Origin of the sequence: Pseudobacillus sp. 179-B 2D1 NHS (genome assembly GCF_045370945.1) — a bacterium.
GTDB lineage: Bacteria > Bacillota > Bacilli > Bacillales > Domibacillaceae > Pseudobacillus.
On the sequence record NZ_JBIQDP010000004.1, the window covers coordinates 41,203 to 63,656 of the forward strand.

The window sequence follows — 22,454 nt, forward strand, 5'->3', positions numbered from 1 at the left end:
TAAATGAAGAGAAGATTTGGTTCTTGACTTTTCTTGCTATTTTTTCAAAAAAAAGCTACCGGTGATTTTTCCGGTAGCTTCATAGCTTATTTGAATAAACCAGCGATCCAGTCAACGATTCCTTGCAGGAAATCAATAATAGACTGCAGGATGCCTTTGCCTTCATCAGAGTTTTTGAATTCGTTCCATTTTTCTTTTGCCTTGTCAATTTGCTGGTTAACCTGATCCCAATTAATATCAAGATTTTTCATTTTATCAAACAGAGCAGAAAGCTGGTCGATTTGATCCTGTGTCAGCTGAATATTTAGCTCGTTCGATACATTGTTAATAATGACTTTAATTTCTTGAATCGTTTGCGGGTTTTCCTTTGCAACTTCTTCTTTTATGCGCTGAATCAATTCAGTCGCTTGCTTTTCACCGATTTGATCGCCGAGTTTCGCTGTGGTAACCATTTCTTCATTGGCGACTTGTTTTTGTTCTTCCGGAATTTTTTCACCGGTAGACGTTTCATAGGCTTTAATCAATCCGGTGAGTGCGGCGGTACCCGATACCTCAAACGGAGCGGTAATATAAATGTCTGCATCTTTTACACCTGCTGTAGACAAAGCATTCGTATACATTTCTTTAGATACCCAGGAAATATTATTCGTCTGGACATTAATTCCGTATCCTTTTTCCTTCATCGTAATTTTACTGGATGAAAGGGCTTTTGAACCAATTTGTGCTTTCGGTATATACTCACCTAAATATTTATGCTCTTCTGCGTTGGATACGGTGACAGTAGTGACGTCAGTTGGAACGTCCATTTCTTTTAAGATTTGTTCTTTTTGAGCAGGTGATAAATTTTCGCCGAGAGTTACGATTACGTCGCCGACGGCACTGTCAGCATGCGCTATCGTGGTTAAGCTTAAAAACAATACTCCCAACCATGCGAAGATTTTTCTCATTTTTTTCTCCCCTATTTCAGTTTCCTTCGAATAAGAAGGTAAGGATAGCATAGCATGTTATCAAAAAATTTTCACGGATGGGCCATAAGAAAAAGAGATGGATGTTTTTTAATGGCTTCTCATTGATGGAAATGGCTGGTTTAGATAAAATAATGATAAAGAAAGAGTTAGAATTTTTAAGAAATAACATTTAGAGCGAGGCGAAGGAGAGGAGATTGCATGGAAATTCAAGAAATGAAAGCCCAGCGTTTTCCAAAAGTGACGATGGAGGAGTGGGAAAAAGCAGCAGAGGCTTCCTTGAAAGGAAAGCCATTTACAGCTCTTCATGCGGCCACTTATGAGCAAATTTTATTAAAGCCTTTATACGGAGCAGAGACTGCCACTTTAGATGTCGAGCAGTACCCAGGCTTTCCGTCGTATACGAGAGGATTTTATAAAGGCGGTTATGCAGAGGTCCCTTGGAAAAACGCCCATGTTATTAAAGCAGATAATGGCGCCATTTTAAAGGAGAAGCTTATGGCTGCACTTAAGGAAGGCCAAGATGCTATAGCGTTTGCAGCAGAAGATATACCTGCCATGACGTTCACTGAATTTTCAGCCCTCCCTTTAGAGAAATATCCATTGTACATAAACACCAAAGACCACTTTCTTGCTATCGCTTCCTTCTTATTAAAGTTAAAGCCTGATAAGCTAACTGGCATAGCTGGAACAGATAGTATTTCTCTGTATGCACAAAAAGGACTTGTTCCGGATGAACGACTGCTCGCTCTACAAGCAGAAGCCATAACAGAATTAAAGAAAGCGTTTCCTAAATTAAGAACAATCCATATTGACATCACTCCTTATCATGAAGCGGGGGCAAATGCTTTTCAGGAAATTTCTCTTGCTCTTGCTGAAGCGGTATTTTACATTGAATGGCTGAAAAAAGAAGGCTGGTCTCCGGCCGAAGTAATTGAGAGCATGTCTCTTCATTTCGCAATTGGTTCACAATTTTTTATGGAAACAGCCAAGCTGCGGGCTTTTCGTCAATGCTGGACCGCCCTTTGCCAGGCGTACGGCATAACGGAAGACAGAATAAAAATCCCAATCGGGGCAGAAACATCGGCTTTCACCTTATCCAAACTGGACAGTCACGTCAATATTCTGCGCACGGGAAGTGAAGCGTTTTCAGCTGTACTCGGAGGAGTGGAATATTTACAGGTTAGATCCTTTGATGAACTCAGAGGTATGCCATCTGCTCTTGGGGAGCGCATAGCGAAGAATATTCCACTCATATTAAAAAATGAGTCTCACCTTGAAAAGGTAATTGATCCTGCAGGAGGCTCTTATTATATAGAGGTGCTGACAGCAGAGCTCAGCCGATTAGCGTGGGAAAATTTTGTAACTATTGAAGAGGCAGGTGGGATTATTGCCGGGTTGAAAGCCGGTACTATCCAAAAAGAGCTCGCTGCTATTTTTAAGAAGCGAAGTGCAGACCTTGCTACACGGACAAAATCAATGATTGGAACGAACATTTATGCAGATCTCCATGAACAAAAAATCATAGAAAAGCCAAAGTTAGCTGTGCTTTTAGCTGAAAATACAGTATCTTCCTTCCAGGATATAAGAAGCCAAATAGATGAAGAGACAACGCTTGCTGAATTGCATGTAAAAGACAGTGGTGATGAAGTTATTCCAGTTAAGAGTCAAAGGCTCGCCGAACCATTTGAGAGATTAAGAGAGAGAGCAGAACGAATAGGAGCACAGGCGGGGCTTATTTGCTTAGGGAAGCTGAAGGATTTTAAACAGCGGGCTGATTTCGTAACGGGCATACTAGCTGCGGGCGGCATTGCTGTCCAGCGAAGCATAGAGTGCGAGACACTTGAAGAAGCTGTACAGTTCGTTAAGGAAAGCGGTTTATCTTATTACTGCATTTGCGGTAAAGATGAGTCCTATACCGCGTTTGGCCCACGGCTTGTGGCCGCAGTAAAACAGATAAATTCTTCAGTCGGAGTTGAAGTGGCGGGCAAGCTTCCTGAAGAGACTAAAGCGGAATGGCAGAAGGCCGGCTTGGACGGACAAATTTACAGCGGCCAGAATCTAATCGAAAAAGTAACAGAACTGCTCGATCATTTGGAAGGAGTGACGGCATATGAGTAAACCTGATTTTCAGCGATTCACCCCAACGAGCACGAAAGAATCCCTTTCTTTTCAAGAGTGGAAGGCCGCTTTTGAGCAGGAAGTAAAGCAGTCCCTTGATGAATGGGTATTTGAAACGAATGAACAAATCCATCTCCATCCGCTTTATACAAAAGAGGCGCTTGAAAAGATGGAACATTTACAGGATTTTCCCGGCGTCGCTCCCTATACACGCGGCCCCTACCCGACGATGTATGTAAATCGGCCGTGGACAATCCGCCAGTATGCCGGCTTTTCCACTGCGGAAGAAAGCAATGCTTTTTACCGCCGCAATTTGGCCATGGGACAAAAAGGGCTGTCCGTTGCTTTTGATTTGCCGACTCACAGAGGGTATGATTCTAACCATCCAAGGGTCGTCGGAGATGTAGGAAAAGCGGGGGTCGCCATTGATTCTGTGGAGGATATGAAAGTTTTATTCGACGGTATTCCGCTCGATCAAATGTCGGTATCTATGACGATGAATGGAGCGGTTCTGCCGATTATGGCTTTTTATATTGTCGCTGCCGAAGAACAAGGTGTAGCTTGTGAAAAACTTTCCGGTACCATTCAAAATGATATTTTAAAAGAGTATATGGTAAGAAACACGTATATCTATCCGCCGGAAGTTTCCATGCGTATTATCGCGGATATTTTTAAGTACACATCGGAGAATATGCCCAAATTCAACAGCATTAGTATTTCTGGCTATCATATGCAAGAAGCCGGAGCGCCGGCTGATATTGAACTTGCCTATACGCTTGCAGATGGGTTGCAGTATGTGCGGACAGGATTGCAGGCGGGCATTGAGATTGACTCTTTTGCTCCGCGGTTATCATTTTTCTGGGCAATCGGCATGAATTATTTTATGGAAGTGGCTAAAATGCGGGCTGCCCGCCGGATGTGGGCCCAGTTAATGAAGCCGTTTGCACCAAAAAATACGAAGTCGCTGGCTTTGCGCACCCATTCACAAACTTCAGGCTGGAGCCTCACAGAGCAAGACCCATTTAACAATGTGACGCGAACGCTTATTGAGGCTCATGCAGCTGCCATGGGACACACTCAGTCACTGCATACAAATGCATTGGATGAAGCGATTGCTTTGCCGACTGACTTCTCGGCCCGAATTGCCCGTAATACTCAGCTGTATTTACAAGAAGAGACCGGCATTACGAATGTCATTGATCCATGGGCAGGCTCTTATTATGTAGAGACACTCACTCATGAATTGATGGAAAGGGCATGGCAGCACATAGAGGAAGTAGAAGAGCTTGGCGGAATGACAAAGGCGATTGAAACAGGGCTCCCTAAGATGCGAATCGAAGAAGCGGCTGCAAGACGCCAGGCGCAAATTGACTCGGGCAAAGAAGTGATTATTGGAGTCAACCGACACAGACTGGCCGAGGAAGAGCCAATTGATATTCTTGATATCGACAATACAGCGGTACGGCTGAAGCAAATTGAACGTTTAGAGCAAGTGAAGTCGACCCGCAATGAAGAGAAAGTAAAGGAAACACTAAGGGCGCTCACCCGGGCTGCAGAAACGGGAGAAGGGAATTTGCTTGCGCTAGCTGTCGAGGCAGCGAGAGTACGGGCGACACTAGGAGAAATCTCTGACGCCATTGAACAGGTAAGCGGAAGGCATCAGGCTATTATCCGATCAGTAAGCGGTGTATACAGCTCTCACTTTTCCGATGAAGAACAGATTGCTGAAGTAAAGCGGCTGACTGATGAATTTAATGAACAGGAAGGACGCCGACCGCGCTTGCTGATCGCTAAAATGGGGCAGGATGGCCATGACCGGGGGGCAAAGGTCGTCGCTACTGCTTATGCTGATTTGGGATTTGATGTTGATATCGGACCATTGTTCCAAACGCCGGAGGAAACGGCTTTGCAGGCGGTAGAAAACGATGTGCACGCCATCGGTGTCAGCTCATTGGCTGCGGGGCATAAAACCTTGCTTCCAGCTTTAATTGGCGAATTGAAAAAATTGGGCAGAGAGGAGATTATTGTTTTTATCGGCGGTGTTATTCCCGCCCAAGATTATGAGTTTCTCCGGGCCAGCGGAGCAGCTGGTATTTTCGGACCCGGAACGGTTATTCCAGTCTCTGCCCAAAAAATTCTCGAGGAGATTTATCGCAGGCTCGGTTACGAGGAAGTGGAAGAATAATGTTGAGAGAAGAGCACTTACCGGACAACGAGTCGGCCCTTCACGTAAGAAAAGGTGTGACCTCTTCCCATGACGGTTTCGCTTCTCCTCAAAAGAAACGATTTCGAAAAAAAGCAGAGCAATTGCCAGATGTACAGGAGCTGGCCGCCAAAGTGATTGCAGGGGAAAGAAAAGACCTCGCCAAAGCCATTACTTTTATCGAAAGCAATTCGAATAGCCATTATGCATATGGACAGGAGCTGTTACAGCAGCTTCTTCCTCATACGGGAAGATCCATTCGCATTGGTATTACCGGCGTGCCTGGAGCTGGAAAAAGCACATTCATCGAAGCATTTGGTCATATGCTTTGTGAGAGAGGATATAGAACAGCTGTGCTGGCAATTGATCCCAGTTCCTCTATCTCGGGAGGAAGCATTCTTGGAGACAAGACGCGGATGGAGTCGCTGGCTAGGCATCCAAATGCATTTATCCGCCCATCTCCTTCCGGCGGTACGCTTGGAGGGGTGCACCGGAAAACGAGGGAAACCATGCTTCTTTGTGAAGCAGCCGGCTTTGAGGTTATTTTGATTGAAACGGTCGGTGTCGGCCAAAGTGAATTTATCGTCCGCAGCATGGTTGATTTTTTCCTGCTTATTGTCTTGACAGGCGCAGGGGATGAGCTGCAAGGAATGAAAAAAGGGATCATGGAGTTAGCGGATGCTATTGTCGTTAACAAGGCAGACGGTCATAATAAACAGCTCGCTGAAAAAACAAAACGAGAATTTAATCAGATTCTTCATATGCTTCAGCCGGCAACAAAAGGGTGGGCATCACAAGCATTCACCTGCTCTTCGATTGAACGAAAGGGCATCCCTGAATTATGGGACGTGATCCAGGAATTTGAGAAAAAAATGAAAGCAGCCGGCACGTTCGATGAACGACGCCAGCTGCAAACGAAAGAATGGTTACATGCTCTTATTGTAGAACAGCTGAAAGCGACTTTTTATCAGCATCCATATGTTATTGGCAATTTGGCGGAAATGGAAGGTAAAACAATGACAGGCGAAATAACGCCAGCTCAAGCAGTCACCGACTTGTTTTCCAACGTTTACCGGCAGGAGGAGTAGACAAAACAAAAAATGGCTGATGCTCAGAGAGCATCAGCCTTAAATCAGGGAGTTTAGGGGTACGGATCTAGTTGCCTTATTTATCTTCCCCTGTTCGGCGTTTTTAAACCATATTTATAAAAAAAATACTAGATTATTTGAAAACATTGCGCCGTTGTCTTATCATAAGGGTACACGAAAGTGGATAAAGGAGTGGTATGAGATGAGTATAGATTTTAATTTTTTAATGAATGATGTGGTTCGTCAAGCGCGTGAGGAAATCACAGCTGCTGGATATACACAGCTTCAAACACCGGAAGAAGTAGAAGAAGCACTTGCTAAAAAGGGAACAACGCTTGTAATGATTAATTCCGTTTGCGGCTGTGCCGGCGGTATTGCCCGTCCAGCTGCTGCTCACTCGATTCATAGCGATAAGCGCCCGGATCACCTTGTGACAGTCTTTGCCGGACAGGATAAAGAGGCCACAGCCAAAGCACGTAGCTACTTTGTCGGTTACCCGCCGTCCTCTCCATCTTTTGCTCTTTTGAAAGACGGGAAATTATGCACAATGGTGGAACGCCATGAAATTGAAGGACATGACCCAATGTCTGTTGTCCAAAAGCTTCAAGAGGCTTTTGACAAATATTGCGAAGAAGTGTAAATATATATATTGAAACCTTGTCATCGTTATGGCAAGGTTTTCTTTCACTACAAACTGATTCTTCAGCACAGGAGACTATTATGTTTAAAATAGGGTATCGGACGGCAAAAACAGCTGTCGGCACAACCGCAGCTATCATGATTTCCCAATGGGTGGGACTTGAAAACTTTGTGTCAGCGGGAATTATTACGATCTTATGTATTCAAAATACAAAAAAGAAATCACTGCAGGCTGCGCAGAGCCGTTTTTTTGCGTGCGCAGTGGCTATGCTTTTTTCTTCCGTTTTTTTTGAGGGAATTGGCTATTATGCGCCTGTAATGGGGCTTTTGCTCTTATTTTTCATTCCAACGCTTGTGGCCCTTAAAATCAAAGAAGGGATTGTTACAAGCTGTGTCATCATCTTGCATATTTTTTCTGCCGGGCAAGTAACGAAACAGCTTATTTTTAACGAGTTTTGTATTATTTCAATCGGAATTGGCGTTGCTTTGCTTATGAATCTTTATATGCCAAGCGTAGAGAGAAAACTGTATAGCCTTCAGGAGGAAATTGAACGGAATTTTACATCTATTTTTCACGAAATAGCTTTGTATCTGCGCAATAAAGATCATATGTGGGATGGAAACGAAATTGTGAAAACAGAGAAGCTGATCAAAGAAGGAAAAATGCTCGCTTTTAAAAATGTAGAGAACCATTTGTTAAGGGATGATACCATCTTTTACAGCTATTTTGTTATGAGAGAGAAGCAGTTTAACATCATTGAGCGGGTTTTAGGCATTGTGACCTCAATTTCTCATCAAGTGAAGGCGGCACTTGTGCTTGCTGACTTTATGGATGCTTTAAGTACCCGCGTTCATCCTGGCAACACCGCATTGCTTCACTTAAAAAAATTATACGATTTAAAAGCTGAAATTGATCAAATGGATTTGCCGGACACACGGGAGGAATTTGAGGCAAGGGCGGCATTGTTTCAGTTCATTAAAGAGATGGAAGAGTATTTGCTGATCAAGAGCTCCTTTAAAGGGTTGAAAAAAGAAACAGCCGCTGAGCAAAAAAGAAAGCCGGCCCCTCAGATAGAGTAGGCCGGCTTCTTGTCTATGTTATAAGAACATAGATAATCCGAAAAACAGGGTAGAAACGAGCATGGCTAGCAGCATAATATAAACGACTACTTTTTGAACGATTTTATTTCTCATGAAAGCTTGTACGCTCCTTTTAGTATTCCGAACAGGACTCTTATTTGTTTCTATCATAGCGGTTTTTTCGTAAAATCTCAAGTTAGATTAACGGGATAAAAGCATTAAAAAAGAAGGGATTTTTGGATTCTTATCGAAGACTACACATGTTTCAGTTCTTTTCAAAAAGGGGGGCCATTACGATGAATCGAGTGGATCATATCGGTATTGCAGTTAGCTCGCTGGAAGAGACGTTGCGTTTTTATACCGAGCAGCTTGGACTTACCTTAATTAAAACAGAGGAAGTACTTTCGGAGCAAGTAAGAGTCGCTTTTATAGATGCCGGAAATGTGAAGTTTGAATTGCTTGAACCGATGAGCAGTGAAAGTGCTGTGGCGAAATTTATTGAAAAGCGGGGCCAAGGCATCCATCATGTGGCCTTTAAAGTGGAGAATATTGAAAAGCGCATTCAGGAGATAAAAGAAAACGGCATTCATATGATCAATGAAACACCAAAGCCAGGGGCTGGCGGAGCGGAAGTGGCCTTCATGCATCCTAAATCGGCACATGGTGTGTTGTTTGAGCTTTGCGACAAGAGCAAGACGGAAGGAGAAAGAAAATTATTATGACAACGCCAGATATTTTCACGAGCATTAATGAGCTGTATGACAGACGCCGGGAGGTAGAGCTGGGCGGCGGTGATGAACGAATTGAAAAGCAGCACGAAAAAGGCAAGCTGACAGCTCGCGAGCGGATTGATTTGCTTGTTGATCCTGACTCATTCGTTGAGATTAATCCGTTTATTGAGCATCGCAGTACATATTTTGGATTAGAAGGCGTGAAAGGGCCGGGCGACGGAGTAGTGACGGGCTATGGGAAAGTAAATGGCCGCCCTGTTTATTTATTCTCCCAGGATTTCACCGTTTTTGGCGGTGCGCTTGGAGAAATGCACGCTAAAAAGATAGCCAATGTGATGGACTTGGCAGCGAAAAACGGAGCCCCTTTTATCGGATTGAATGACTCGGGAGGAGCGCGTATTCAAGAAGGCGTCGTTTCACTGGACGGTTACGGACATATCTTCTATCGGAACGCAATCTACTCTGGCGTCATTCCGCAAATTTCTGTCATTATGGGGCCATGCGCAGGAGGAGCTGTGTATTCACCAGCTATTACCGACTTTGTTTTCATGGTTGACGAAACGAGCCAGATGTTTATTACCGGGCCTAAGGTTATTGAAACCGTCACGGGAGAAAAAATTTCTTCCGAAGATCTTGGCGGCTCAAAGGTACATAATGCGATCAGTGGAAACGCCCATTTCCGCGGCAGTTCTGAGGAAGAAGTATTAGAGATGGTTCGCAACTTGTTGACTTATTTGCCGCAAAATAACGAAGAAAAACCCCCGATGGCTGAATCCTGCCCGGAGGATGATTACCGTGAAGATATAACAGATATCGTGCCTTTTGATGGGCTTCGTCCTTACGATGTTAGAAAGGTCATTGAACAGGTAGTAGACGAAAGCTCATTCATGGAAGTGCAAAAAGAGTTTGCAAAAAACATTGTCGTTGGTTTTGCCCGCATCAAAGGAGAAACGGTTGGCCTCGTCTGTAATCAGCCAAAATTTATGGCTGGAGGGCTGGATATTGATTCATCCGACAAAGCGGCACGGTTTATCCGTTTTTGTGATTCCTTTAATATTCCGCTCATTACGTTTGAAGATGTATCCGGCTTTTTCCCGGGGGTAAAACAGGAACACGGCGGCATTATTCGCCATGGGGCAAAGATTTTATATGCGTATTCAGAAGCAACTGTGCCAAAAATCACGGTAATTTTACGCAAAGCCTATGGTGGGGCATACGTTGCTCTTAATAGTAAGTCTATAGGTGCGGATCTTGTGTTCTCTTGGCCTAATGCAGAAATCGCCGTCATGGGGCCACAGGGGGCAGCAAATATCATCTTTGCAAAAGAGATTGCAAACAGTGAAAATCCGGAAGAAACACGAGCGAAAAAAATTGAAGAATACCGGGAAAAATTTGCTAATCCATACGTCGCTGCTTCACACGGAATGGTTGATGATGTGATTGATCCACGTGAAACAAGAATAAAGCTAATTCAAGCGCTTGAAATGATGAGAACGAAAAAAGAGGAGCGTCCGAAGAAAAAGCACGGCAACATTCCGCTTTAACATTTTTCCCCGTCCGGAAACTTTATGTACCGGGCGGGGATTTTTCTATGTGAAAGGTTTGGAATTGTCCAGTGGAAGGAGTATACTGAAAATGGAAAGAAGCAGGGAGGTACATAAGATGATTAATAAAGAACGGTTAGTGAATGAATTTCTTGAACTAGTTCAAATTGATTCAGAAACGAAAAATGAAGCCGCCATTTCTAAAGTGCTGACAAGCAAGTTTGAAGCACTCGGTGTACATGTGTATGAAGATGATTCCGCTGCTAAAACTGGGCATGGGGCCGGCAATTTAATTTGCACGCTTGAAGCTACGAAGGACGGAATAGACCCAATTTATTTTACATCCCACATGGATACGGTCGTTCCGGGAGTCGGCGTAAAGCCACGCATTGAAAATGGATATGTCGTGACAGATGGAACAACCATTCTTGGCGCAGACGATAAAGCAGGACTTGCTGCAATGCTTGAAATGATTAAAGTGTTAAAAGAACAAAATTACAGACACGGCATGATCCAATTTATTATTACAGCAGGAGAAGAGTCTGGCCTTGTTGGGGCAAAAGCGATGGATTCTTCTCTTGTGAAAGCGAAATTTGGCTATGCATTGGATAGTGACGGCACAGTAGGCAACATTATTGTAGCCGCTCCGACACAGGCGAAAATCAAGGCAGAGATTTTTGGGAAAACAGCTCATGCTGGCGTTGCACCTGAGAAAGGGGTATCTGCCATTACGATTGCCGCAAAAGCGATTGCAAAAATGCCGCTCGGCCGGATTGATAAGGAAACGACTGCTAATATTGGCCGCTTTGAAGGAGGTCAAGCAACGAATATTGTTTGTGACTATGCTTCTATTTTAGCAGAAGCACGCTCACTTGTTCCGGAGAAGATGGAGGCACAAGTAAGCAAAATGAAGGAAGCGTTTGAACAAACAGCGGGAGAAATGAACGGTCGGGCAGACGTGCATGTAGAAGTTATGTATCCGGGATTTAAGTTTGGCGATGGAGACCATGTTGTTGAAGTGGCTAAGAAAGCGGCTGAGCGTATCGGCCGTCCAAGTAAATTGTTAACGAGCGGCGGAGGCAGTGATGCCAACGTGATTGCGGGCTTTGGTATTCCGACAGTAAACCTGGCTGTCGGCTATGAGGAAATTCATACGAAAAATGAAAGAATGCCTATTGAAGAACTTGTCAAGCTCGCTGAAATGGCAACAGCAATCGTAGCAATTACTGCTGAGGAAGAATAAAAGATTGCAGAGCAGCCGGCCTTCTCTTTCAGAAGGCCGGTTTAAAAATATAAACATGCAACTCTTAAAAAGCACTAGTTAACGGAAAGTACGTGAAGACGATTGTAACGCGCGCAGGCAGCAGGAATAGCGAACAATAAAGAAATCTGATAATGATTTTTATACTGGTCTTTTTGCCTATTCCCTTCTCCTTATGGTACATTAGAAGAAAAAGCCAGAGGAGGCGTTTTCGTGCAATTAATAAATAAAGCGGTTATTTTCGAGAGCGGTCAGGAAGAATATGCGGTTCCGGTACAGTCAGTAGTTTCTATAGAAAAAGTAGAATTCATTAATCCTATTCCTCATATGCCTTTTTATATGAGAGGGATCACTAAAGCGAGGGAAGAGTTAATCCCGGTCATTGACTTTGAATCGGTCCTTTACGATCGACCTCTCGCTGAATCAGAGGACGCACGGCTGCTCGTCGTTCAAACAGAGGCTTTGTCTGTGGGCTTTCTAGTAAAAGAAGCAAAAGAAATTATTGATGTTCCCGCAGAGTCTTTAAAGCAGCTGGGAATCGCTTCTTATGAAAAGACGAAATATTTCACAGGAATCGCAGCTTTTTCGGAGCGCATGGTAACAATTGTTGATCCGGACATATTAGTTTCTTCGCTCGAAGGGATTAAGGAGATACAAGAGTACATGAAAAATCATAAAGTACCGTCTGCCTGAGCCATAAAAAAGCACAGAACCTATTTATAGTTCTGTGCTTTTTTACTTAATTAGCTTGTTGAACTTCTAAAATAGCATCCTTTAAAATATCGACAAGTTCATTTATTTCTTTCTCGTTAATGACGAGCGGCGGAGCGAAGACGATTGTATCTGATTCTCCAAAAGTGACTGTGCGTAAGATGAGTCCACGCTTTCTTGCTTCTGTAATAATTTGCGGAGCAAGTTTTTTCGGGAAGCGTTCGTTTGTTTGTTGGTCTTTGACGATTTCCAGGGCGCCAATCAAACCGAGGAAACGAACTTCTCCAACGATGTCTGTTTCTATTTGGAGCCTTTTTAATTTTTCGTGAAGCAGCGCTCCCATTTCTTTTGAGTTTTGCACGAGGTTTTCTCTTTCAAGAATGTCAATGTTTTTCAAACCGACCGCGCACGCTGTTGGATGACCGCTATACGTAAAGCCATGCAGGAGAGTGCCTTCGGATAGGTTAATAAAGTCTTGATGAATATGGTCACGAACAACGACAGCACCGAGTGGAATGTAGCCGCTGGAAATCCCTTTGGCAAGCAGCATAACATCCGGTACAATGTCCCAATGCTCGCAGGCAAACATTTTTCCTGTTCGGCCGAATCCAGTAATAACTTCATCGGCAATGAGTAAAATATTATATTCGTCACAAATTTTGCGAATCTCTTGGAAATAACCGTCCGGTGGAATATTTACTCCTCCCGCTCCTTGAACAGGCTCTGCAATAAACGCAGCAATTGTGTCGGCTCCCTCTGCTTCAATTGTCTTTCTCAGCGCTTCCGGTGAAAAAGATTCAGTGTGAACGAATCCCGCAGCAAGAGAAGTAGTCATGTGGTGAAAGTCTTGGATGCCAGTAGCGCTTGTAGAACCGACTGCCACTCCGTGATAAGCACGTTGACGGGAAATGATTTTTGTTTTGTTGGGCTGACCTTTTATTTTCCAATAATGGCGAACGAGCTTGTATGATGTATCATTCGATTCAGACCCTCCGGAAGTGAAAAAGACAGCATTTAAATCTCCTGGCGCCATTTCTGCTACCTTAGTTGCCAGGCGGATAGCCGGTTCATTACTGAAAGTAGCAAAACTTGAAGCGAAGGGAAGAGTTTCTAATTGCTCTTTCGCCACTTCAGCAAGCTCTGTCCGCCCATAACCAACATTGACATTCCAAAGGGATGCCATGCCTTCCAGGTACTTTTTTCCGTTAATATCCGTTAAATAAACGCCTTTTCCTTCTTTAAAAATAATAGCTGGCCCATTTTCCTGCTGCTCTTTAATCGAAGAAGTAGGATGGATAAAGTGTTTCTTATCAAGTGATGCTAATTCATTCGTTAATGTTTCATGTACTGCCATTTTTGTTCACCCCATTATTTGATAGTTCTGATTTTACTGGAGAACAGTTGGTTAATCAGAAGGGAAAAACCATGATCCATTTTTGGTAGTATGGCCCAAAAGTGAGCAGGGACGTATGAGACCCTGACTATGATTGGTTATTTGTAAACAGTCACCTATCCAAGAATGACTAACCAGTGCTCAATGTTGACTTGTTGTTTTTTAGTACAATAAAAGCCAGCAGTATTCAACCTGATGAATAGGCAGGCTGGTACAGACTGGCTATTTGACTGCTGAAACAATTCTGGAAGGAAAAGTGAGCAGACTAAACAGTTCTTATTCATATAAATTGGATAGGTTTTTCAGGTTTACAAAAATAGTGAAAAGAGGAAGCTCATTTAATCACAGTTTATAATATTAAAAAAAGTTTGTAAACGGTTTTTCCTTCTTATTTAGTTGCCGCGAATATTCTAACGAAGAGGAGGACTAGCACTTTTAGGAGAATGCATGTTCTTTTATCTTTTTCGTTGTATAATAAGAGGGAATATTTATTTAAAATCACAGCGGGAAGTGGAGAGATTGGAAGAGTTTTATCCGAAAAATGGTCGTGTAATCTTTCATATTGATATGAATAGTTTCTATGCTTCGGTAGAAATCGCCGATGATCCCTCTCTGCGAGGCAAGCCGCTGGCGATTGCCGGAAACCCAAAAGAGCGGAAGGGCATTATTGTCACCTGCAGCTATGAAGCGAGACAATACGGGGTAAAAACAACGATGACTGTTCGGGAGGCAAAGCGGTTATGTCCAAATTTAATTATCCTCCCCCCGAATTTTGAAAGGTATCGGGAGGCGTCTCGGGAAATTTTCCGTGTTTTTTCCCGATACACCCCACTCGTAGAACCTGTATCTATTGATGAAGGATATTTAGATATAACCAATAGCTATTCACTTGGGAGTCCGCTTGATATTGCTCAGGAAATTCAGCAGCAAATTCTTGAGCATTTACTATTACCATGCAGTATCGGCATTGCTCCGAATAAGTTTTTGGCTAAAATGGCTTCAAACATGAAGAAGCCGCTTGGCATTACTGTATTAAGAAAAAGAGAGGTGCCATCAATTTTATGGCCTCTTCCTGTCATAGAAATGCATGGGGTCGGGCAAAAAACAGCAGATAAGCTAGCTGCTGACGGAATTTTAACGATTGGAGATCTAGCTAAGGGGAACGACCAGTTGTTGAAGAGCCAACTTGGCATTAGAGGAATCCGTTTAAGAGAGCGGGCCAATGGGATCGATAGACGCAAAGTGGATCCCGATGCTGCCAATGACTTTAAAAGCGTCGGGCAATCAATTACACTGCCAAAAGATGAGACAAAACAGCAGGAGCTTCTCAATGTGCTCCACCAGCTCTCTGAAAGAGTAGCTGTCCGCCTGCAAAGAAAGGAAGTGCTAGGGGGGGCAATTAGTGTAATGATTCGCTATAAAGACTGGAAGACTATCACCCGAAGTAAAAAGCTACCTAGACCGACGGAGAGCCCGGAGGATATTTTACGGGAAGCCAAACATTTATTTTTAAAGCATTGGAACGGAAACGGCGTCCGCCTGCTCGGTATCACACTGTCCGATTTGGTGGAGAAAAGACAGGCAGATATACAGCTTGATTTATTTTCATATGAGCAGGCGGCTAAAGAAGAGTTATTAGCAGAGACAATGGAAATGCTAGGAAATAAATATGGAGAAGGAATTATCCAGCGGGCAAGCAAAAAGAGGCCGGATGGCAGCAAAGCCGTATCCGGCCTTAAGCAGAAAGATAGTAAGTTAGAGGGCGAGTGAAAGGGATAGGCAGCTATTGCTTAGGAGTGTTCACCCTCAATGGCGAAAAACTGTTTAATTTGCCGTTTAAGTGTAATAGAGGGGCTGTTCCTTCCGATTTTTTTTTCATCCTTTAGCCAAATGCTGTCTTTGTCAACTGCGCAAGCATGAGCAATAATAAGGCCGATGTTTGTTTCCAGTTCGTCACTTTCTACTACTATATAGGGAATCTTGTATTGAATAGCCAATTGAATGTAAGGGATTAAGTACATGTAATCAAGATCGCTGTTTAAGCGCATTTCTCCTTCACGAATAATCGAGACCCATTTCTCTACTTCTTCTCGTCCCTGCTTTTTATAGATTTGTTTGGCTGTGAGTGCACCCTCAATCCGCTCTCTTTCTGTTCCCAGGTATTCTTTTGCTCCATCAGACAAGGTAGTAGCGGATGTTTTGAAAGCTGATTTTAATCTTTTCAAAAGCCCAACCTCCCTCTGTGTAGACAGCATTTTACTTTGTATACCCTTAACTGTTGCAGATTAACGTATTTTTTTTGTCTTATTGTTAAATTTTTTTAAGGAAGTGGACAGGATGGACATTTTATTTTTAGGAACTGGGGCAGGCATGCCAGGAAAATTGAGAAATGTAAGTTCGCTGGCATTAAGAATGTTGAACGAAAGGGGAACCGTCTGGTTATTTGACTGTGGGGAAGCGACGCAGCACCAGATCTTACATACCTCTCTTAAGCCAAGACGAATTGAAAAAATATTTATTACCCATTTGCATGGGGATCATATCTTCGGTTTGCCGGGCCTGCTTGGTAGTCGCTCTTTTCAGGGGGGCGAGCTGCCGCTAACGGTTTATGGACCGAAAGGAATCAAAGAGTTTATTCAGGTCTCTATCGGCATAAGCGGGACAAGACTGCAATATGAGTTAGACATAATAGAAATAGATGAAGGGCTTGTATTTGAAGACGATCAACTAACAGTAACAGCTCGCCGGCTTGATCATGGAATCGAGTCGTATGGATATCGTCTTCAAGAAAAGGATAAGCCGGGAGTACTGCTCGTTGACGAGTTAAAAAAAGATGGGGTACCTCCGGGACCTTTATATAAGGAAATTAAATTGGGGCATGCGGTTAGGTTAGAGGATGGCCGGCTCATTGACCCGAGTAAATATACCGGACCGCAGCAAAAAGGAAAAATTATTGCGATTCTTGGCGACTCAAGACCCTGCGCGGCGGCTGTTGCTCTGGCCCACGAAGCGGATGTACTGATTCACGAAGCCACTTTTTCAGCAGAAAATCCGCAGATGGCTCATGACTACTTTCATTCAACAACAGTTCAGGCTGCGGAAATGGCCAAACAGGCTGGAGTCAAAGCGCTCGTTTTAAATCATATTAGTTCAAGATATACAAAAGAAGAAGCAACGAACCTAAAAAGAGAAGCGGAAGAAATTTTTGCGCCGGTCACGTTGGCGCATGATTTCATGGAGTTTTTAATTTAAAATAAAATCAGAAAGTAGAAAGTCTATTTTCATTAAGTAAGCTTACTTAATGAAAATAGACTTTTTTGTTACCAGCCCCGTTCGTATGGCACGGGAGCTTCAATTTCTGTTTTTAGTTCTATTGCGGCCCGCCGAGGCCAGTATGGATCACGCAGCAGCTCGCGTCCGAGAAAAACTAAGTCTGCCCGTTCGTTGCGCAAAATTTCTTCCGCCTGGGTAGGAGAAGTGATCATGCCAACAGCACCGACAGGGATGTCAGCTCCGTGTTTGATAGTTTCAGCGAATTTCACCTGGTAACCAGGAAAGACGCTGATCTTGGCAGGTACTACAGCTCCTGAGCTTACATCTATTAAATCAATATCCAGGTCTTTTAGCTGTTTGGCGATTTCGCTGTAATCCTCAGCATCCAGGCCATTTTCATGATAGTCATGGGCTGACACGCGGACAAACAGCGGACCGCTCCAAACGTCCCGGACTGCTATAATCACTTCTTTTAGAAAACGGAATCGATTTTCCGGGCTTCCACCGTACTCATCTTCCCGATGGTTCGTTAACGGGGAAAGAAATTCATTGATCAAATATCCGTGGGCCCCGTGAAGTTCAATTACATCAAAGCCGGCTTCTTTTGCTCGTCTAGCTCCATCTGCAAATGCTTGGATGGTTCGTTTAATGTCACTTTCCGTCATTTCTTTCGGTGTTTTCATTGTTTCATCAAATGACAGGGCAGTAGGGGCAAGAATCTCGCCTCTCACTTCTGATTTACGTCCGGCATGAGCGAGTTGAATACCAATTTTCGCCCCATGAGCCTGCACAAGTGGAGCGAGTCTCTTGAACCCTGGTACATGATCATCGCTCCATATACCAAGATCATGCTCGGTAATCCGGCCTTCAGGCGTGACGGCGGTTGCTTCCACCATAATCAAGCCAACCTGGCCGACAGCCCGGGCTGGATAGTGAACGAGATGCCAATCATTGACTTTGCCGTCCTCTTCAGCGGAGTACATGCACATAGGTGACATAACGATCCGGTTCTTTAAAGTAACATCTTTGATAGTGTAAGGTTCAAATAATTTCCTTGCCATTGGAATCCTCCTTCGGTCTGTGCCACATTCCATTATAGCAAGGCTTTTTGAACAGTGAAAATGATCAGCTTATTGTTTGATAGGATTCTGATAAGGCAGACCAAGACGTTTCGACTGGGCAGTAGCTTCAATGATACAGTTCACAAAAGCCTCTTTTACTTTTTTGTCTTCTAGAATTCGGATGCCGGCTTCTGTTGTGCCTCCCGGACTTGTTACCCCTTTGCGGAGCTGTTCGGCTTTCCCTTCTGAAGCGGAAAGCATCTCAGCTGCGCCAAGCAGCGTTTGAATAATGAGCGGCTTTGCAGTTTCTTTTTCAAGACCAATGGCTTCCGCTGCTTGTTCCATTGCTTCGGCTACATAGTAAATATAAGCGGGTCCGCTTCCCGAAAGGCCGGTAACCGCATCCAGCTGTTCTTCCTTTACTATTTTCGTGAGACCAATAGAAGAGAAAAGGGCAAGGGCCGCTGTTTTTTGCTGCTCTGTTACATGCTCATTAATCGCAATCGCCGTCGCGGATTTTCCAACTGCAGCAGATGTGTTTGGCATGGCGCGGACGACTGCACAAGGGCGTCCTGTCTCCTGTTCGATAAAATGAGTGGTGACACCTGCCATCAATGTAATGATTAACGAGGAAGGGGATAGGTAAGCTTTAATCTTTTTTAAAGCATCTCTTGCATCTTTTGGTTTCATAGCTAGCACAACAATGCCGCTGTCCGAAAGCATGGATTCTATCTCATAGCTGGTATGAATGCCGTAGCGGCCTTCCAGTTCCTGAAGCCTGTCTATATCCGCTCTGTTTGTCGCATAAATATCGCCAGCAGCCAAAGCACCGCTTGATAAGGCACCCGAAATCATTGCTTCTGCCATGGAGCCGGCACCGATAAATGTCGTTTTCATCTGAACATCCTCCTTTAATAAAAGTGAGTCGATCAATAAACAATAAAAAACACCCTTTCGTCCTCTAATAAAGGACGAAAGGGTGTTTGCTTCCGTGGTACCACCTTTGTTTGCAGAAACGAATTTCCGCACACTCTGGCCCGATAACGCCGGGTTTGCGTTTAGGTTTTCCTAAAGGCTCAAAAGGCAGGTTCAATAAAAAAGCGGGTGATGGAGCTTCTCAGCCGGCGGGCCCCATTCTCTGACACCATTTTTTATTTACTAATCCTTTTTCATCGCTCGTTTATTTTTAGAATGTTCTTTTAACTTATTATAGTTTGAGTTATATGTGATTATGCAAAAAACACTCTTATCTGTCAAGGGATAATGAAAAAATAAGTCAAATTTTCCAGTGGTATTGTGTGAAAATAATGACAAATTACTATTGAAACGCTAAAATGGATAAAAAGATTATTTTTTTGAAATAAAGATATGTTTATTATGATGCAGGTAGGTGTTTCTTTTATGAATGTAGAAAGCTTTGGCGATATTATAAAAATCACATTGCCGACACCTTTTCCAGTCGGTGATGTAAATGTTTTTCTAATAAAAGGAGATCGTTTAACGCTGGTGGATGCGGGTGTAAAAACTGCGGCTTCCTTTGAAGCGTTCACCTCGGGCTTATCAGAGGTGGGGTATACAGTTGAGGACGTTGAACAAGTGATTTTGACTCATCATCATCCCGATCATATTGGGTTGCTTGACTTTCTTCCTGAAGGAATTGATATTATCGGGCATCCATACTGTAAAAAGTGGCTCGCGAAAGATGACGAGTTTTTACAGGAGAATTTTCTGTTTTTCCGGGAGCTTTTTTTACAATCCGGTTTGCCTCCTGAAGCAGAAGCTGTGTTTGGCAAAATACAATCACCGCTAAAATTCAGCAGCGAAAACAGTGCCCTGACGATCGCTGTGCAGGAAGGAGATCAGCTTCCGGGATTGCCGGATTGGCGTATTTTCGAAACGCCTGGCCATGCCCAAAGCCATCTCGCTTTCTTTCGGGAAAAAGATGGTGCTTTGGTGGCGGGCGATCATATTTTGGCGACCATCTCTTCCAATCCGTTGTTGGAGCCGCCGCTGATTCCAGGAACAGAACGACCAAAGCCACAGCTTCAATACAATCATTCACTAAAAAAAATGATGGGTTTTCCAGTTGATATCGTCTACACAGGGCACGGGAAAGAAGTGAGAAATATCGTTCCGCTTATCACTCGTCGTTTGGAGCGTCAGCATGAGCGGGCGATGTCCGTAAAAGAGATGCTGCAAGAAAGGCCGCTTACTGCATTCGAAGTATGCATGCGTCTTTTCCCGGCTGTATACAAAAAAGAGACGGCTTTAACGATGTCAGAAACGGTGGGCCAGCTCGATTATCTTCTCGATATTGGTGAAGCGGGCGCAGAGCAGAATGACCAGGGTGTTCTGTTTTATTTTCCTTTGTGAGGAGGGGAAGAACAATGAGTCGCTTGCAAGGAAAGACAGTCGTCATTACGGGGGCATCGAGCGGCCTGGGGATGGAAATCGCTAAGCAGACAGCAGCAGAAGGAGCGCGGCTTATTTTGCTGGCTCGCCGCCAGGAGCGTCTGGAAGAGGTGAAGGAAACGCTGAGCCGTACTTTTTCTGCTGATGTTCGTATTTACTCCGTAGACATTAGCAAAAAAGCCGAGGTTGAGAAGGTCTTTTCCCAAATGCTTGAAGAGGTGTCTGCTATCGATATTCTCATTAATAATGCAGGCTTTGGCATATTTAGCGAAGCACATGAAGCCAGATGGGAGGAAACGGAAGCGATGTTTAAGGTGAATGTCCTTGGCTTGATTGCCTGTACGCAAATGGTCATTCCACATATGAAAGCTAGGAAAAGCGGCCATATTATCAACATTGCTTCACAGGCAGGGAAGATGGCTACACCTAAATCGAGCATCTATGCAGCAACAAAGCATGCCGTTCTCGGTTATACAAACAGTCTCCGTATGGAAATGGCGCGCGATGGAGTTCATGTGACTGCAGTGAATCCGGGACCAATCGCTACAGAGTTTTTTACGACAGCTGATCCCTCCGGTTCCTATGCGAAAAATGTAGCGCGTTGGATGCTGAAGCCGGAGAAAGTGGCCCGTGAAGTGGTAAAAGCAATGAACACAAATAAAAGAGAAATTAATCTGCCGAGGTGGATGAACACCGGCAGTGTAATTTATACCTTGTTTCCTCGGATTGTAGAAAGACTTGGCCGCAAAGCGTTTTTTAAAAAATAGGTGCTGTTAAAAATGAGGGGTTGTTCTTCAAGCATTGATTGAAGCAGAAAGCGGTCGCCCGCAGCAAAGTCAACCATCAAGTACAACAGAGACGAAACATAGAGCAATAACGCGTTTGTATGTGCTCGCTTATAGGTTCATAAGGTGGCACAAGTGAAAGTTGATAGGATGATCTTAGGCGCCAGGTGTTGAAAAAACATCTGGCACCTTTATGTATTTGTGATAAATGCGTACACTTCATCCTCAATAATCTCGTGCCATTCCCCCTCCTCAGCATAGCGACGATTTTGAATGCGTTCCATCAGCAGGCTATAAACGTTTTCTGCTTCATTTTCTTCCAATATAAGATAGTACTGGGATAGGCTTTGTCTAATCATTTTTTTCATAAATGCTTTTTCCAAAGAAATTCACTCCTCTATTAGTGGGGAAAAAAGAGCCGCCAACAATGGCGGCTCACAGGCTCTAATAAACACCCGACTTTCGCTGCTTGCTCTGCTTATGACTGGTAGGTTACTCTTTGCCTTGTCAGGATCGAGTAAGTGTTGTTAATCATAATAAGAAGAGAAAAATTTACTTTTCTTTTTCTTCTAATACTTGTTCCGCACGGACACAGGATTCAAACTGTCCCCGGTGGGAAGCATCACAAAAAGGCATTTTCTGTGATTGACCACAGCGACAGAGTGAAAATACCGGCTTTGTTTTAAATACATTTCCATCCATATCAATTAGTTCTACATCCCCGGACACTTTAAAGGAACCATTGTCCATTACTTTAATCTGAGCTTTTGACATTTCATTATCCCCTCTCTTATCATTGACTCAGTTTGATAGTATAAAGAAACAGGCTAAAAATCAATCACCTCTCTTTGAAAGGAGTAATCAAAATGGAGATCCATATCACAGAACAGGCAGCTGGAAAGCTTTCAGACAAACTGGGAGGCGGTAAGTATTTAAAGCTTTACTATGACACGGAAGGATGCGGCTGCGGAGTGAACGGCATTCCGACATTGTGGATTACAACTGAGGTGTCGGCGGGCGATGTGGAAATACAGACAAACGCGATGCCAGTATACGTGGAAAAGTCTCAAATGTTATTTTATGCAGATCGGTTAACGATCGGTTTGTCCGGTGCTAATCATTATCGGCTCAGCAGCCCGGGAGAAATTTTAAATGGACGGATGAATATAGTAAATCATTCATAAAAA

22 protein-coding genes and 1 other annotated feature are annotated in these 22,454 nt (G+C 43.7%); of the genes, 14 read left to right on the forward strand and 8 right to left on the reverse strand.

The genetic code is table 11. The features are described 5' to 3' along the window. Nucleotides 1-86 precede the first annotated feature (86 nt). Nucleotides 87-947 (reverse strand): DUF1002 domain-containing protein, encoded by an 861-nt coding sequence (locus ACH0BF_RS05360; protein ID WP_120032815.1) that lies wholly within the window; start codon nt 945-947, stop codon nt 87-89. 219 nt (nt 948-1,166) lie between these two features. Here ACH0BF_RS05360 and ACH0BF_RS05365 point away from each other — a divergent pair, with 219 nt between their 5' ends. The 5 genes from ACH0BF_RS05365 to ACH0BF_RS05385 all read left to right on the forward strand — a co-directional run bounded on the left by ACH0BF_RS05365 (nt 1,167) and on the right by ACH0BF_RS05385 (nt 8,096). Next, nucleotides 1,167-3,086, forward strand: coding sequence for a methylmalonyl-CoA mutase family protein (locus ACH0BF_RS05365; protein ID WP_340853392.1), 1,920 nt, complete (start codon nt 1,167-1,169; stop codon nt 3,084-3,086). Then, nucleotides 3,079-5,271, forward strand: a complete 2,193-nt coding sequence (scpA, locus tag ACH0BF_RS05370; protein WP_406908997.1) for a methylmalonyl-CoA mutase — start codon at nt 3,079-3,081, stop codon at nt 5,269-5,271. Before ACH0BF_RS05365 ends, scpA begins: the two co-directional genes overlap by 8 nt. Continuing rightward, nucleotides 5,271-6,377, forward strand: a complete 1,107-nt coding sequence (meaB, locus tag ACH0BF_RS05375) for a methylmalonyl Co-A mutase-associated GTPase MeaB (protein WP_340853394.1) — start codon at nt 5,271-5,273, stop codon at nt 6,375-6,377. The genes scpA and meaB overlap by 1 nt, the downstream gene beginning before the upstream one ends. Nucleotides 6,378-6,579: 202 nt before the next feature. Then, a complete protein-coding gene (locus ACH0BF_RS05380) occupies nt 6,580-7,017 on the forward strand; it encodes a BrxA/BrxB family bacilliredoxin (RefSeq protein WP_120032802.1) in 438 nt (145 codons plus the stop codon). An 80-nt stretch (nt 7,018-7,097) separates the two neighbouring features. Further along, a complete protein-coding gene (locus ACH0BF_RS05385) occupies nt 7,098-8,096 on the forward strand; it encodes an aromatic acid exporter family protein (RefSeq protein WP_120032799.1) in 999 nt (332 codons plus the stop codon). Between the two features lie 18 nt (nt 8,097-8,114). On the opposite strand, the gene prli42 is transcribed toward ACH0BF_RS05385, so the two are convergent. Next, nucleotides 8,115-8,210 carry a stressosome-associated protein Prli42 gene (gene prli42, locus ACH0BF_RS05390; RefSeq protein ID WP_182916976.1) on the reverse strand — a complete coding sequence of 32 codons (96 nt, stop codon included), beginning with the start codon at nt 8,208-8,210 and terminating at the stop codon, nt 8,115-8,117. Nucleotides 8,211-8,392: 182 nt separating this feature from the next. Here prli42 and mce point away from each other — a divergent pair, with 182 nt between their 5' ends. From mce to ACH0BF_RS05410, 4 genes are all read left to right on the forward strand, one after another. Further along, entirely contained in the window at nt 8,393-8,818 is a 426-nt protein-coding gene (gene mce, locus ACH0BF_RS05395; RefSeq protein ID WP_340853395.1) for a methylmalonyl-CoA epimerase, read from the forward strand. Continuing rightward, complete coding sequence (locus ACH0BF_RS05400; RefSeq protein WP_406909000.1) at nt 8,815-10,371, forward strand: acyl-CoA carboxylase subunit beta; 1,557 nt, start codon at nt 8,815-8,817, stop codon at nt 10,369-10,371. The genes mce and ACH0BF_RS05400 overlap by 4 nt, the downstream gene beginning before the upstream one ends. A 118-nt stretch (nt 10,372-10,489) precedes the next feature. Further along, a complete protein-coding gene (locus ACH0BF_RS05405) occupies nt 10,490-11,614 on the forward strand; it encodes a M20/M25/M40 family metallo-hydrolase (protein WP_340853399.1) in 1,125 nt (374 codons plus the stop codon). A 231-nt stretch (nt 11,615-11,845) separates the two neighbouring features. Beyond that, nucleotides 11,846-12,325 carry a chemotaxis protein CheW gene (locus ACH0BF_RS05410; RefSeq protein ID WP_120032787.1) on the forward strand — a complete coding sequence of 160 codons (480 nt, stop codon included), beginning with the start codon at nt 11,846-11,848 and terminating at the stop codon, nt 12,323-12,325. A 46-nt stretch (nt 12,326-12,371) separates the two neighbouring features. On the opposite strand, the gene ACH0BF_RS05415 is transcribed toward ACH0BF_RS05410, so the two are convergent. Then, complete coding sequence (locus tag ACH0BF_RS05415; protein ID WP_340853402.1) at nt 12,372-13,697, reverse strand: aminotransferase family protein; 1,326 nt, start codon at nt 13,695-13,697, stop codon at nt 12,372-12,374. A 558-nt stretch (nt 13,698-14,255) separates the two neighbouring features. Here ACH0BF_RS05415 and ACH0BF_RS05420 point away from each other — a divergent pair. Next, nucleotides 14,256-15,506, forward strand: a complete 1,251-nt coding sequence (locus ACH0BF_RS05420) for a DNA polymerase IV (RefSeq protein WP_340853403.1) — start codon at nt 14,256-14,258, stop codon at nt 15,504-15,506. A 20-nt stretch (nt 15,507-15,526) separates the two neighbouring features. On the opposite strand, the gene ACH0BF_RS05425 is transcribed toward ACH0BF_RS05420, so the two are convergent. Continuing rightward, nucleotides 15,527-15,961: a DUF1694 domain-containing protein gene (locus ACH0BF_RS05425; RefSeq protein ID WP_340853404.1), complete on the reverse strand. Its 435-nt coding sequence runs from the start codon at nt 15,959-15,961 to the stop codon at nt 15,527-15,529. 112 nt (nt 15,962-16,073) lie between these two features. Between ACH0BF_RS05425 and rnz the strand changes: the two genes are divergently transcribed. Further along, nucleotides 16,074-16,988: a ribonuclease Z gene (gene rnz / locus ACH0BF_RS05430; protein ID WP_340853406.1), complete on the forward strand. Its 915-nt coding sequence runs from the start codon at nt 16,074-16,076 to the stop codon at nt 16,986-16,988. Nucleotides 16,989-17,056: 68 nt separating this feature from the next. On the opposite strand, the gene namA is transcribed toward rnz, so the two are convergent. Then, complete coding sequence (gene namA, locus ACH0BF_RS05435; RefSeq protein ID WP_340853408.1) at nt 17,057-18,070, reverse strand: NADPH dehydrogenase NamA; 1,014 nt, start codon at nt 18,068-18,070, stop codon at nt 17,057-17,059. A gap of 69 nt (nt 18,071-18,139) precedes the next feature. Then, complete coding sequence (gene proC, locus ACH0BF_RS05440) at nt 18,140-18,967, reverse strand: pyrroline-5-carboxylate reductase (protein ID WP_120032773.1); 828 nt, start codon at nt 18,965-18,967, stop codon at nt 18,140-18,142. 67 nt (nt 18,968-19,034) lie between these two features. Continuing rightward, nucleotides 19,035-19,252 (reverse strand) — a binding site (T-box leader). 219 nt (nt 19,253-19,471) lie between these two features. Between proC and ACH0BF_RS05445 the strand changes: the two genes are divergently transcribed. Both ACH0BF_RS05445 and ACH0BF_RS05450 read left to right on the forward strand, forming a co-directional pair. Then, nucleotides 19,472-20,443 (forward strand): MBL fold metallo-hydrolase, encoded by a 972-nt coding sequence (locus ACH0BF_RS05445; protein ID WP_340853410.1) that lies wholly within the window; start codon nt 19,472-19,474, stop codon nt 20,441-20,443. A gap of 14 nt (nt 20,444-20,457) precedes the next feature. Then, nucleotides 20,458-21,249, forward strand: coding sequence for an SDR family NAD(P)-dependent oxidoreductase (locus ACH0BF_RS05450; protein ID WP_120032767.1), 792 nt, complete (start codon nt 20,458-20,460; stop codon nt 21,247-21,249). A gap of 209 nt (nt 21,250-21,458) precedes the next feature. On the opposite strand, the gene ACH0BF_RS05455 is transcribed toward ACH0BF_RS05450, so the two are convergent. Then, the gene (locus ACH0BF_RS05455) at nt 21,459-21,650 is read right to left on the reverse strand and encodes a YqzH family protein (protein ID WP_120032764.1); all 192 of its coding nucleotides are present in this window, start codon (nt 21,648-21,650) and stop codon (nt 21,459-21,461) included. 169 nt (nt 21,651-21,819) lie between these two features. Further along, complete coding sequence (locus tag ACH0BF_RS05460) at nt 21,820-22,041, reverse strand: CDGSH iron-sulfur domain-containing protein (RefSeq protein WP_340853413.1); 222 nt, start codon at nt 22,039-22,041, stop codon at nt 21,820-21,822. 92 nt (nt 22,042-22,133) lie between these two features. Between ACH0BF_RS05460 and ACH0BF_RS05465 the strand changes: the two genes are divergently transcribed. Further along, nucleotides 22,134-22,451 carry an iron-sulfur cluster biosynthesis family protein gene (locus ACH0BF_RS05465; RefSeq protein WP_340853414.1) on the forward strand — a complete coding sequence of 106 codons (318 nt, stop codon included), beginning with the start codon at nt 22,134-22,136 and terminating at the stop codon, nt 22,449-22,451. Nucleotides 22,452-22,454 lie beyond the last annotated feature (3 nt).